The organism is Streptomyces sp. NP-1717 (assembly GCF_022695985.1).
Taxonomy (GTDB): Bacteria; Actinomycetota; Actinomycetes; order Streptomycetales; family Streptomycetaceae; genus Streptomyces.
Genome location: NZ_JAAPBF010000203.1, coordinates 1 through 13189, shown reverse-complemented (window position 1 = coordinate 13189; position 13189 = coordinate 1). Strand labels below are relative to the sequence as shown.

9 protein-coding genes and 1 pseudogene are annotated in these 13189 nt (G+C 73.3%); 8 read left to right on the top strand and 2 right to left on the bottom strand.

Features of this window, described 5'->3' with window-relative positions; all coding sequences use genetic code 11:
* The 5 genes from GXP76_RS28530 to GXP76_RS28510 form a co-directional block, all read left to right on the top strand.
* The coding region (locus GXP76_RS28530) for a hypothetical protein (RefSeq protein WP_242574495.1) at nt 1–236 on the top strand (236 nt) is incomplete at its 5' end.
* 7 nt (nt 237–243) lie between these two features.
* Nucleotides 244–1059 (top strand): TlyA family RNA methyltransferase, encoded by an 816-nt coding sequence (locus GXP76_RS28525; protein WP_242574494.1) that lies wholly within the window; start codon nt 244–246, stop codon nt 1057–1059.
* Nucleotides 1056–1988, top strand: coding sequence for an NAD kinase (locus tag GXP76_RS28520; protein ID WP_242574493.1), 933 nt, complete (start codon nt 1056–1058; stop codon nt 1986–1988). The genes GXP76_RS28525 and GXP76_RS28520 overlap by 4 nt, the downstream gene beginning before the upstream one ends.
* A gap of 385 nt (nt 1989–2373) precedes the next feature.
* A complete protein-coding gene (gene recN / locus GXP76_RS28515; protein ID WP_242574497.1) occupies nt 2374–4095 on the top strand; it encodes a DNA repair protein RecN in 1722 nt (573 codons plus the stop codon).
* A gap of 236 nt (nt 4096–4331) precedes the next feature.
* Entirely contained in the window at nt 4332–5435 is a 1104-nt protein-coding gene (locus GXP76_RS28510; RefSeq protein ID WP_242574492.1) for a glycosyltransferase family 4 protein, read from the top strand.
* 198 nt (nt 5436–5633) lie between these two features.
* Here the strand turns inward: GXP76_RS28510 and GXP76_RS28505 are convergent, their stop codons facing one another.
* Complete coding sequence (locus GXP76_RS28505) at nt 5634–7265, bottom strand: PucR family transcriptional regulator (protein ID WP_242574491.1); 1632 nt, start codon at nt 7263–7265, stop codon at nt 5634–5636.
* Nucleotides 7266–7311: 46 nt separating this feature from the next.
* Nucleotides 7312–9114, bottom strand: coding sequence for a glycoside hydrolase family 15 protein (locus GXP76_RS28500; RefSeq protein WP_242574496.1), 1803 nt, complete (start codon nt 9112–9114; stop codon nt 7312–7314).
* Nucleotides 9115–9796: 682 nt separating this feature from the next.
* Between GXP76_RS28500 and GXP76_RS28495 the strand changes: the two genes are divergently transcribed.
* From GXP76_RS28495 to GXP76_RS28485, 3 genes and pseudogenes are all read left to right on the top strand, one after another.
* Nucleotides 9797–11455, top strand: coding sequence for a CTP synthase (locus tag GXP76_RS28495; protein ID WP_242574490.1), 1659 nt, complete (start codon nt 9797–9799; stop codon nt 11453–11455).
* Nucleotides 11456–11572: 117 nt separating this feature from the next.
* Complete coding sequence (locus GXP76_RS28490; protein WP_242574489.1) at nt 11573–12199, top strand: NUDIX hydrolase; 627 nt, start codon at nt 11573–11575, stop codon at nt 12197–12199.
* A 692-nt stretch (nt 12200–12891) separates the two neighbouring features.
* Nucleotides 12892–13189 (top strand): annotated as a pseudogene (locus GXP76_RS28485) (hypothetical protein); the annotation flags it as partial.

The window sequence follows — 13189 nt, the reverse complement described above, 5'->3', positions numbered from 1 at the left end:
AGGCCGCCCCCGCGCCTCTCGGCGTCGAGCGCGTCCCCACCGGCGACCCCGCGGTGGACGAGAAACTGGCCAGACTGGGCGACGCCGACCACCTTCCGGCGGACGGCCACCTCGACGTGTACGAGGATGTGCACCGGGGCCTGCGCGACGCGCTCACCGCGCTCGACGTACGCCCCGGACCAGGCCAGGCCGCCCCCCGGCCCGGGCCCTCGCCGTCGTACGACCACAGGAGCTGAACGACACGTGGCAGGAGTGGCACGCCGCCGTCTCGACGCCGAGCTGGTACGCCGCAACCTCGCGCGCTCACGCGAGCACGCGACCCAGCTGATCGCCGCGGGACGGGTCACCGTCGGCGGCGCCACCGCGACCAAGCCGGCCACCCAGGTGGAGACCAGCGCCGCGCTCGTCGTCGCGGAGGACGGCGGCGACCCCGACTACGTCTCGCGCGGCGGCCACAAACTCGCGGGCGCCCTCGCCGCGTTCGTACCCCTCGGTCTGCGGGTGGAGGGGCGCAGGGCGCTGGACGCGGGCGCGTCGACCGGTGGCTTCACCGACGTACTGCTGCGGTCCGGCGCCCGGCAGGTCGTCGCCGTGGACGTCGGTTACGGTCAACTCGCCTGGTCCCTGCAGAGCGATGAACGCGTCACCGTCAAGGACCGTACGAACGTACGTGAGTTGACGCTGGAGATCATCGACGGAGAGCCGGTGGACCTGATCGTGGGTGACCTGTCGTTCATTCCGCTCGGCCTGGTGCTGCCCGCGCTGGCACGCTGTGCGGCGCCCGACGCGGACCTGGTGCTCATGGTCAAGCCGCAGTTCGAGGTCGGGAGGGAACGCCTCGGCAGCGGCGGAGTCGTGCGCAGCCCGGAGCTGCGGGCCGACGCCGTACGGGCGGTCGCGCGCAAGGCGGCGGAACTCGGTCTCGGGACACGCGGCGTGACCGCGAGCCCGCTGCCCGGACCCGCCGGGAACGTCGAATACTTCCTGTGGCTCACCGCCGGGGCGCCCGATGTCGACCCGGCCGATGTCGACCGTGCTGTGGCGGAGGGACCCCGTTGACGACGAAATCGGAACAGACCCCGGAGGCCGGCGCGGAACACCGCACCGTCTTCCTGCTGGCCCACACCGGCAGACCCGCCGCGATCCGCAGCGCCGAACTGGTGGTGCAGGGGCTGCTGCGCAACGGTCTCGGTGTCCGCGTACTGGCCGCCGAGGCGGCGGATCTGCCGGTCCCGGCGGCCGTCGAGACCATCCCGGAGGCCTCGCCAGGCGCGCTGAACGGCTGTGAGCTGCTGATCGTGCTCGGCGGCGACGGCACGCTGCTGCGCGGCGCCGCGTTCGCCCGCGCGTCGGGCGTGCCGATGCTCGGCGTCAACCTCGGACGGGTCGGCTTCCTCGCCGAGGCGGAGCGCGACGACCTGGACAAGGTCGTCGACCGGGTGGTGACCCGCGCGTACGAGGTCGAGGAGCGGATGACCATCGACATCATCGTCCACCGCAACGGCACCGTCGTGCACCGGGACTGGGCGCTCAACGAGGCGGCCGTGCAGAAGGTGTCGCCCGAGCGGATGCTGGAGGTCGTCCTGGAGATCGACGGGCGGCCGGTGACCGGCTTCGGCTGCGACGGCATCGTGTGCGCCACCCCGACCGGGTCGACGGCGTACGCCTTCTCGGCGGGCGGCCCCGTGGTGTGGCCGGAGGTGGAGGCGCTGCTGATGGTGCCGATCAGCGCGCACGCGCTGTTCGCGAAGCCGCTGGTGACGTCGCCGAAGTCGGTGCTCGCGGTGGAGGTGCAGCCGCACACGCCGCACGGGGTGCTCTGGTGCGACGGCCGCAGGACGGTCGAGCTGCCGGCGGGCGCACGGGTGGAGGTCCGGCGCGGCGCGGTGCCCGTCCGCCTGGCACGCCTGCACCAGGCGTCCTTCACGGACCGGCTGGTGGCGAAGTTCGCCCTCCCGGTGGCGGGATGGCGCGGGGCACCGCACTAGAGCCGTGTCCGGCGAACAGCGCGTCCGCCCGCCGGCCGGGGCCGGCGCCTGCCTGTCTCGTGGGTGCGGTGCGTCGCAAGGCGGGGGCCCGGCTCGTACGGGGCGTACTCGGCCGTCCGACGACAACGCGGCGAGGTGCCGTGCCAGGCGCCCCCGGCCGGGCGGGAATTGTCCGACACAGCCCCGGCCCGGTCCCGCGGGTCGGTGGGTCGCGCGGCTCACGGGCCCGGTGAACCTCTCCGTTCACGGCGCCGGCACCGGGCGGGCCGGGCCGATCCGGCCCCCCGCGAAGCACCTCGCGGGGGAGCCCTCTGCGAATCGGAGGGCGGGGGGCCGTCGCACATCGGGTCCCGGACCTCGTAAGGTCGTGTCCGTGTTGGAGGAGATGCGGATACGGTCGCTCGGGGTCATCGACGACGCGGTGGTCGAGCTGTCGCCGGGCTTCACCGCGGTGACCGGTGAGACAGGCGCGGGCAAGACCATGGTCGTCACCAGCCTGGGGCTGCTGCTCGGCGGTCGCGCCGACGCCGCCCTGGTGCGGATCGGTGCCAAGGCGGCGGTGGTGGAGGGTCGGCTCACCATGTCCGCCGACGCCCCGGCCGCGCTGCGCGCCGAGGAGGCGGGCGCCGAGCTCGACGACGGCGCGCTGCTGGTCAGCAGGACCGTCTCGGCCGAGGGGCGCTCGCGCGCTCACATCGGCGGGCGTTCCGTGCCGGTGGGGGTGCTGGCCGAGCTGGCGGACGACCTCGTCGCCGTACACGGCCAGACCGACCAGCAGGGTCTGCTGCGGCCCGCCCGGCAGCGGCAGGCGCTCGACCGGTACGCGGGGGACGCGGTCGCCGCGCCGCTCGCCAAGTACTCGGACGCCTACCGCCGGCTGCGGGCCGTCGCCGCCGAACTGGCGGAGCTGACCACCCGCGCCCGCGAACGCGCGCAGGAGGCGGACCTGCTCCGTTTCGGCCTGAACGAGATCGCCGCGGTCGAGCCTCTCCCCGGGGAGGACACCGAGCTGGCCGCCGAGGCCGAACGGCTCGGCCACGCCGAGGCGTTGGCGTCCGCGGCGTCCGTCGCGCACGCGGCACTCGTCGGCATGCCCGAGGACCCCGCCGAGGGCGGCGACGCGACGACGCTCGTGGGCGGCGCGGGACGGGCCCTGGAGGCCGTACGGTCCCACGACCCCGCCCTGGCCGCGCTCGCCGACCGGATGGGCGAGATCGCGATCCTGCTGGCCGACGTGGCCGGTGAACTCGCCGGTTACGCCGACAATCTGGACTCCGACCCGCTGCGGCTCGCGGCGGTCGAGGAGCGGCGGGCCGCGCTCACCGGGCTGACGCGCAAGTACGGCGAGGACATCGCCGCCGTGCTGGCGTGGGCCCAGGAGAACGCGGCGCGGCTGACCGAACTCGAGGGCGACGACGACCGGATCGGCGAGCTGACCGCCGAGCACACCACCCTGTTGGGTGAACTGTCCGGGCTGGCACAGGCGTTGACGGACGCCCGCACGGAGGCGGCGGCGCGCTTCGCCGAAGCCGTCACCGCCGAACTCGCCTCCCTCGCGATGCCGCACGCACGTGTCTCGTTCGCCGTGAGCCAGACCGAGGACCCGGACGGCGTCGAGGTGGACGGCCGTCCGGTGGCGTACGGCTCGTCCGGCGCGGACGAGGTCGAACTGCTGCTGGCCCCGCACCCCGGCGCGCAGCCGCGGCCGATCGCCAAGGGCGCGTCCGGCGGTGAACTCTCGCGCGTGATGCTCGCGGTCGAGGTGGTCTTCGCCGGGTCCGACCCCGTGCCGACCTACCTCTTCGACGAGGTGGACGCGGGCGTCGGCGGCAAGGCGGCGGTCGAGGTCGGCCGGCGGCTCGCGAAGCTCGCCAGGTCCGCGCAGGTGGTGGTCGTGACGCATCTGCCGCAGGTCGCGGCCTTCGCCGACCGGCAACTGCTGGTGGAGAAGACCAACGACGGCTCGGTGACCAGGTCCGGTGTCACGGTCCTCGAAGGCGAGGACCGGGTACGGGAGTTGTCCCGGATGCTGGCGGGCCAGGAGGACTCGGAGACGGCCCGTGCCCACGCGGAGGAACTGCTGGCGACGGCACGCGCGGACGCGTAGGTGGTCGCCGGGTCACGCTGACGGCTGACGCCGCGGGACCGGTCCGGTCATCGCACAAGGGACCCTCTCGCGGCGGTACCGTAGATGGTGCGCGTCGAGAGATCACTCGTGTGAGTGATGTTGGGGCGGGTAGTCGTGCGATCGACACACCCGCGACTCACCCTCGGTGCCGGAAGGTCCGTACCGGCTGGCATCCTTGGCGCAGCACACACCATCTGAACAGGAGCCCTGGCCACGTGACACAGCTGCGTACGGTCCAGGTGCTCGGCGGTGGCAGCGCGGCAAGCAGCGCGCACGTCCGGTCGCTGACGGCGGGGCTCGTGGCCCGGGGCGTACGGGTGAGTGTGTGCGCGCCGGACTCGCTGGAGCGGATCTACGACTTCCGTGGCTGCGGCGCCGATCATGTGCCGGTGGCCCGGCGCGGCGATCCGATGTCCCTCGGGGCGCTGCGGGCCGCCTGCTCCGACGCGGACGTGGTGCACGCGCACGGGCTGCACGCCGCCGTGCGCTCCGCGGTCGCCCTCGGCGGGCAGCGGGTGCCGCTCGTCGTCACCTGGCACACCCGCGTGCACGCGGACGGGCCGCGCGGGCATCTGCTGCGGCTGTTGGAGCGAAGGGCCGTCAGGGCGGCGTCCGTTGTACTCGGCGCCTCCTCCGAGCTGGTCGACCGCGCCCGCAGCCGAGGCGCCCGCGACGCGCGGCTCGCACCGGTCGCGGTCCCGTCCCCGCGCCGGGTCCCGGCGCTCGGCGACGACGCCGAGGACGACAACAACGCCAAGGCCCGCGCCGAACTGGGCGCGACGGGGCGGCCGTTGCTGATGGCCGTCGGCAGCCTCGTGCCCGACCGCGGGTACGGCACGCTGCTGGACGCCGCGCGGGAGTGGCGCGCTCTCGACCCCGTACCGCTCCTGGTCATCGCGGGCGAGGGCCGCGAACGGGCGCTGCTCCAGGGGCGGATCGACGGCGAGGACCTGCCGGTCAGCCTCGTGGGGCGCCGCGACGACGTGACCGAACTCCTCGCCGCCGCGGACGTCGCGCTCCTGCCGAGCCGCTGGGAGGCCCGGTCGCTGCTGGCCCAGGAGGCGCTGCGGCTCGGAGTCCCCCTGGTCGCGACGTCGGTCGGCGCCGTGCCCGAACTGGTCGGCGACGCGGCGGAGTTGATCCCGTACGGCGACGCCGCGGCCCTCGCGGACACGGTGACCCGCCTGCTGGGCGATCCCGGCCGCCGGGCCGAACTGGCGTCGGCGGGGCGGGCGCGCGCGGCGACGTGGCCGACGGAGGACGACACGATCGCCCATGTCCTGAGCGTCTACGACGAATTGACGCAGCCGTCGCGATGAGGCGACCCGCGCTGCCGTCCTGGGCCGCCAGACGGGCTGCGGGTTCCGCCCTCAGTCGCCGGGTGGGCTGGGTGCTTTGCCCTCAATCGCCGGGCGGGCTCCAAGCATTGCCCTCAATCGCCGGGCAGGCTGCGGGTCTGCCCTCAGTTCCCGGGCGGGCTGGGTGCTCTGTTCTCGGTCGCCGGGTGGGCCGGGTGCTCAGCGGACGTGGCGGCGTGCGCGCAGGGCCAGGCTCAGGGCCAGGACCGTCTGCGGGTCGTCCAGGTCCGTGCCCAGCAGCTCGGAGATCCGGGCCAGCCGGTTGTAGAGCGTCTGCCGGTTCAGATGCAGTTCGCGCGCCGTCTCCGCCTTGCGGCCCGCGTGGTCCAGGAACGTCGCCAAGGTCGGCAGCAGCGGGGCGCGTGACGTGCGGTCGTGGGCGAGCAGCGGGCCGATCGCGCGGTCCACGAACGCCGACAGGTCCGGGTGGTCCCGCAGCCGCCACAGCAGCAGGTCGATGTCCAGGCGCCGGGCGTCGTGCCACGGCCGCTCCGGCAGGCCCCGCGCCGCCGCCGCGGTCTCCGCCGCGTGCCGCAGGCCCGCGCTCGCCGCCGCCCAGCCGCCCGGGACGCCGACGACCACCACGGGCCGCGGCCCGCCGGGACGGATCAGCCCGGACCGTTCCACACCCGCGCGCAGCGCCGCCGCGACCCGGTCGGCCACCGCCGCGCGTTCGGACTCCGAGCGCAGCCCGAGCAGCAGCGGGATCCGCCCCTCCACGGGACGTACGCCGAGGAGCACCGGCACCCCCACGGACGACAGCTCCTCCAGCACGGCCCGCGCCAGCGGCGCCCAGTTGCCCGGCGGAGCAGGCTCGGGGCCCAGCCGCATCACCACCGGCAGCAGCGGGCCCTCGCCCGGTCTGAAGCCCAGCACGGCGGCCTGCGCCGGGGCGTCGTCCGCCGCGATCCGGCCCTCGGCGAGATCGGTGAGGAAGTCGCCCCGGCCGCGTGCGGCCAGCTCGTCCTCCTGACGGGCCTGCATCAGGACGACCGCGAGGATGCCCGCCGCCCGCTCGGCCGCCATCCGGTGCACCGGAAGCAGCGGGGCCGCCACCGGAGGCAGTACGAGCCGGGCGCGTACGGACCCGGCCCCGTGCCCGCCACCGGGTACGTCCACCAGCACCGTGCCCGCCGGCGGCCCCGCCTCGCGGTCCGCCGCCTGGGCGCGCAGCCCCTCCCAGACCTGGAGCGGTTCGGCGCAGGCCGGCGGCCCGGACGCGCCGGCCGCCGCGTACAGGAGCTGTCCGTCGGCGGTCTCCAGGAAGACCGGATTGCCGGCGAAGTCGGCGAGGATACGCAGCACCTGGGGTACGCCGCCGCCGTTGAGCAGGGCGTCCGTACACCGCCGGTGAACCTCCTCGGCCTGGCGCAGCAGCGCGTAATGACCGTTGACGATCTCGGTGTGGATCTCCTCGGTCACCGAGACGAACGGCACCTCGCGGTGCAGTTGCACCAGCGGCAGCCCGGTCGCCCGCGCCGTCTCGACGACGGCGGCGGGCAGCCGCACGAACCGCGGCCCCAGCTCGATCACCAGCGCCGCGATCCCCCGGTCGGCCAGCCTGCGCACGAAGGCGCGCTGTTCGGCGGGGCGGGTGCCGAGACCGATGCCGGTGGTCAGCAGCAGCTCGCCGCCCTTGAGGAGGGAAGCGATGTTCGGCACCTCGCCCGCGTGCACCCAGCGCACGGGGCGGTGCAGCCGGTCGGACCCGGCGACGACCTCCGGGAGCCCGCCGCGGAGCCCCGGCAGATCCAGGGCCCGCCGCACGGTGATTCCGGCCTGATCGTCCATGGGGCCGGACGCTACCCGGCCCGCGCTCCCGTGTCGCCGCGAGCCCTCAGCCGCCGTACGCCCCCGAAGCCGTCAGGCGCAGCGCCGTGTCGATGAGCGGCACATGGCTGAACGCCTGCGGGAAGTTGCCGACCTGCCGCTGGAGCCGCGGGTCCCACTCCTCGGCCAGCAGCCCCAGGTCGTTGCGGAGCGCCAGCAGCTTCTCGAAGAGCTTCCGGGCCTCGTCGACCCGGCCGATCATCGCGAGGTCGTCCGCCAGCCAGAACGAGCAGGCCAGGAACGCGCCCTCGTCGCCCTCCAGTCCGTCCACGCCCGCGTCGTCGCCCGATGTCGGGTAGCGCAGGACGAAGCCGTCCTCCGTGGAGAGTTCGCGCTGGATCGCCTCGATGGTGCCGATGACGCGCTTGTCGTCCGGCGGCAGGAAGCCCATCTGCGGGATGAGCAGGAGCGACGCGTCCAGCTCCTTGGAGCCGTACGACTGTGTGAAGGTGTTGCGCTCCTTGTCGTAACCCTTCTCGCACACGTCGTGGTGGATGTCGTCGCGCATCTCGCGCCAGCGCTCCAGCGGCCCGTCCGCGTCGCCCGACTCGATCAGCTTGATCGTCCGGTCGACCGCGACCCACGCCATCACCTTCGAGTGCACGAAGTGGCGGCGCGGACCGCGCACCTCCCAGATGCCCTCGTCCGGCTGGTCCCAGTGGCGTTCCAGATACTCGATCAGCTTGAGCTGGAGCAGCGAGGCGTAGTCGTTGCGCGCCAGACCGGTCATGTGCGCGAGGTGCAGGGCCTCGGTGACCTCGCCGTATACGTCGAGCTGGAGCTGGTGCGCCGCGCCGTTGCCGACCCGGACCGGGCCCGATCCCTCGTAACCCGGCAGCCAGTCCAGCTCCGCCTCGCCGAGCTCTCGCTCGCCGGCGATCCCGTACATGATCTGAAGGTTCTCGGGGTCGCCCGCCACGGCCCGCAGCAGCCACTCGCGCCAGGCGCGGGCCTCCTCGCGGTAGCCGGTGCGCAGCAGCGAGGAGAGGGTGATGGCCGCGTCGCGCAGCCACGTGTAGCGGTAGTCCCAGTTGCGTGAGCCGCCGATGTCCTCGGGCAGCGACGTCGTCGGCGCGGCGACGATGCCGCCGGTCGGCGCGTACGTCAGGGCCTTGAGCGTGATCAGCGAGCGGACGACGGCCTCGCGGTAGGGGCCGTGGTACGTACAGTGCTCGACCCACTCGCGCCAGAACTCCGACGTCAGCGTCAGCGATCCCTCGGGGTCCGGCAGCGCGGGCGGCTGCCGGTGCGAGGGCTGCCAGCTGATGGTGAAGGCGACGCGGTCGCCGGGCGCCACGGTGAAGTCGGAGTACGTCGTCAGGTTCTTGCCGTACGTGTCCGCCTCGGTGTCGAGCCAGATCGAGTCCGGCCCGGCGACGGCGACGGTGCGGTTGTCGACCTGGTGCACCCAGGGCACCACCCGGCCGTAGCTGAAGCGCATTCGCAGGGCGGAGCGCATGGGCACCCGGCCGCTGATGCCCTCCACGATCCGGATCAGCTGCGGAGCGCCGTCACGCGGGGGCATGAAATCGGTCACTCTGACCGTGCCGCGCGGCGTGTCCCATTCCGATTCCAGGATCAGGGAGTCGCCCACGTAGCGGCGCCGGTCGGCCCGCGGGGGCTCGGCTCCCGCGGGCGAGGCCGGTCCGAGCCGCCAGAAACCGTGTTCGTCGGTTCCCAGCAGCGCCGCGAACACGGCGTGCGAATCGAAGCGGGGCAGGCACAGCCAGTCGACTGTGCCGTCCCGGCAGACCAGGGCGGCGGTCTGCATGTCTCCGATGAGTGCGTAATCCTCGATGCGCCCGGCCACGTGCATCTCCAGTCGAACGGCCACGTTCGCCCCCACAGGGGGCGCTTACTGCGGTCAAGGGTCGTTGACGAGCTCTTTTTCCGGGAACACGGGCGGGGGTAGTGCCGTTTGCCGGCCGGACTCGGCAGCGAATGTCCGAGCAGGATACGACGCACATCGGGGATCCGCGCAGGTGTCCCGGCAACAGGAGTGAGCCGAACGAGTGGCCCGAGGGTGGCGGAGTCCCGGCCACCGCACCTTCCATGACGTGCGGTGACGGTGTGACGACTCAGCGCCGACGACCCTGTGCCCGCGAAGTGATCAAACGGTGAACGTGCGCCGATCGCGGGCCTCGTGGGGTGATCAATCTGTGATCTTGGCCGGTTCCGGACGGGCCGCGGGCTCCCGAAAAGAGGTGGCCGAAAATCGCCCCCGACATATCCCCGCCATCCCGCCAAGTCGTCCTCGCGCCGTCGGCCCGTCGCACATCCGTCCCAGGGGTCGGGCGCGTGGACCTCGGGAACCTCCCGCTGCCGTCGCTGATACCCTGGTGGCCCGTGGGCGGATGGCCCCCCAGCGCTTCTCAGGGGCCCCGAACCGCAGCGACGGCACCCCTCCAGATCCTCCGGTCTCACTGGTGATCCACCGGACAGGGGCGCCGGTACGCACCTCAGACCGCGACCACGGGAGCCCCCTCTTGGCCATGCCGAACCGATCCTCGACCTCCTCGACGACCAAGCACATCTTCGTCACCGGGGGCGTCGCTTCCTCCCTCGGCAAGGGCCTGACCGCCTCCAGCCTGGGGGCACTCCTCAAAGCGCGGGGCCTGCGGGTCACCATGCAGAAGCTCGACCCCTATCTGAACGTCGACCCCGGCACGATGAACCCCTTCCAGCACGGTGAGGTGTTCGTCACCAACGACGGCGCCGAGACCGACCTGGACGTCGGGCACTACGAGCGCTTCCTGGACGTCGACCTCGACGGCTCGGCCAACGTCACCACAGGCCAGGTCTACTCGACGGTCATCGCCAAGGAGCGCCGCGGCGAGTACCTCGGCGACACCGTCCAGGTCATCCCGCACATCACCAACGAGATCAAGCACCGCATCCGGCGCATGGCGACCGACGACGTCGACGTCGTCATCACGGAGGTCGGCGGCACGGTCGGCGACATCGAGTCGCAGCCCTTCCTGGAGACCGTCCGCCAGGTCCGCCACGAGGTGGGCCGCGACAACGTCTTCGTCGTGCACATCTCGCTGCTTCCGTACATCGGCCCCTCCGGCGAGCTGAAGACCAAGCCCACCCAGCACTCGGTCGCGGCGCTGCGGAGCATCGGTATCCAGCCGGACGCGATCGTGCTGCGCGCCGACCGCGAGGTGCCGCTGTCGATCAAGCGCAAGATCTCGCTGATGTGCGACGTGGACGAGGACGCCGTGGTCGCGGCGATCGACGCCAAGTCCATCTACGACATCCCCAAGGTGCTGCACACCGAGGGGCTGGACGCGTACGTGGTACGGAAGCTGGACCTGCCGTTCCGCGACGTCGACTGGACCGTCTGGGACGACCTGCTGGACCGGGTCCACAACCCCGACCACGAGGTCACCGTCGCACTCGTCGGCAAGTACATCGACCTGCCCGACGCCTATCTGTCGGTGACCGAGGCCCTGCGGGCCGGCGGCTTCGCCAACAAGGCGCGGGTCAAGGTCAAGTGGGTCACCTCGGACGACTGCAAGACGCCCGCGGGCGCGGCGCGGCAGCTCGGGGACGTCGACGGCATCCTGATCCCCGGCGGATTCGGCGAGCGCGGCGTGACCGGCAAGGTCGGGGCGATCCAGTACGCCCGCGAACAGAAGATCCCCCTGCTGGGCATCTGCCTCGGTCTCCAGTGCGTCATCATCGAGGCCGCGCGCAACCTCCTGGAGAACCCGGACGCCAACTCCACGGAGTTCGACGCCGCGACGGCCCACCCGGTGATCTCCACGATGGAGGAGCAGCTCGCCTACGTGGAGGGCGCCGGCGACCTCGGCGGCACGATGCGCCTGGGTCTCTACCCGGCGAAGCTCGCGGACGGCTCGATCGTGCGCGGCGTCTACGACGACCTGCCGTACGTGGAGGAGCGCCACCGCCACCGGTACGAGGTCAACAACGCGTACCGCGCCGAGCTGGAGAAGAAGGCGGGCATCGTCTTCTCGGGCACCTCGCCCGACAACAAGCTCGTCGAGTACGTGGAGTACCCGCGCACGGTGCACCCGTACCTGGTCGCCACCCAGGCGCACCCGGAGCTGCGGTCGCGTCCCACCCGGCCGCATCCGCTGTTCGCGGGCCTGGTCAAGGCCGCGGTGGAGCGTCAGCAGGGCGCGTAGGGCCCCGATCCGGGGGATAACGTTGACCGAGGTACGGCCCGTCCCGGGCGCCGGGGGGCCCGTACCTCGGTTTTCTGCTGTGTGGCCGGATGCGGCCGTGTGTGGAGGTAGGTTTCGATGGCGATCAAGGACACCCCGGAGGAGTGGCCGATCACGGCCACCGCGACGCCGTTCCGGGGCAACAAGACCAGCGTCCGCACGGACGACGTGGTCATGCCCGACGGCTCGGTGGCGCGCCGCGACTACCAGGTCCACCCGGGCTCGGTCGCTATCCTCGCGCTGGACGAGTCGGACCGCGTGCTGGTCCTGCGTCAGTACCGGCACCCCGTGCGCCAGAAGCTGTGGGAGATCCCGGCCGGCCTGCTCGACGTCCCCGGCGAGAACCCCCTGCACGCGGCGCAGCGGGAGCTGTACGAGGAGGCGCACGTCAAGGCGGAGGACTGGCGGGTGCTGGTGGACGTCTACACGACGCCCGGCGGCTGCGACGAGTCCGTCCGGATCTTCCTGGCCCGCGATCTGTCGGAGGCTCAGGGCGCGCGCTTCGACGTCTCCGAGGAGGAGGCGGACATGGAGCAGGCGCGGGTGCCGCTGCCGGAGCTGGTACGGGGCGTACTGGCGGGCGAACTGCACAACAACGCGCTCGTGGTGGGGACGCTGGCGCTGACCGCCGCGCTGGCGGGGGACGGGGTGGCGGCGCTGCGTCCGGCGGACGCAGCGTGGCCGGCGCGGCCGTTCGAGCTGTGAGGGCTCGCGGGATCGGATGGGGGTCCGGATTGCCCGCGCCCAGTAGGACGAACTGCTGATCCGATTGGGGGATTTGTCGCCGCGCCCCGCACGGTGTGCCGCAGCGCGTGAACTACGCTCGAATCACCCGTGCGGACCCGCCGGGGCTCGACTCGTGCGCACCCCGCCGAACGGGCAGGGGAAGGAGTGTGGCCGTGACGGACCAGTCGGTGGACCTGGACGGCAGAGCCTCAACTCCCCCCGAAACGGCGTCACCTGACGACAAGTCACCAAAACCCCCTCGGCGCCGGGGCGCTCGTACGGGCGACCGTGTCACGGAGGACACCCCCGCGACCACCCGCGCCCGCCGGGCCTCAGACCGCAAGCCGGCGACCGCCGCCCCGAAGTCCGACACCCCTGCCTCCGGGCGCAAGAAGCCCGCTCCACGCGAGGTGACCCCCCGCACGCGGCGGGCCTCCGCCCGCACCTCCGACGGAGAGAAATCCGCCCCGCGCGACGCCGAGAAGCCGACCGCGACCTCCGACGGACCGCGCGGCCGGGGCGGCAGGACTTCGGCGGGCCGTGAGACGACCGCCCGGTCGGCTGCCGCCGGCCGTGTGCCGGTGGTGGAGGCCGGCCCTTCGGCCCCGTCCGCCTCTCGCCCGCGACGGGCGTCGGACCGTGCCTCGGTGGGTGGTGGCGACGGTCCCGTCATGGCGAAGGGAAGCTCGGCTCCGGCAGCTCCGCAGGACACCGGCCGTCGGCGCTCCGGTGCGGAGCCGAGGGCGGGCCGGCCGGCCGCCGCCGTCCGCGCGTCGGCGCCGGCCACCGCCGACGAGGTCCCGGCCGACGACCACCGTGAGACGACCGCCCGGCCGGCCGCCGCCACGGCGGGCGGCGCGTCCGCTCCGTCGGGCACCGCCGGCGAGGCGCCCGCCGACGACCACCGTGAGGCGACCGCACGGCCCGCGTTCACCGGCCGTGTACCGGTGCTGGAAGCCGCCCCCTCCG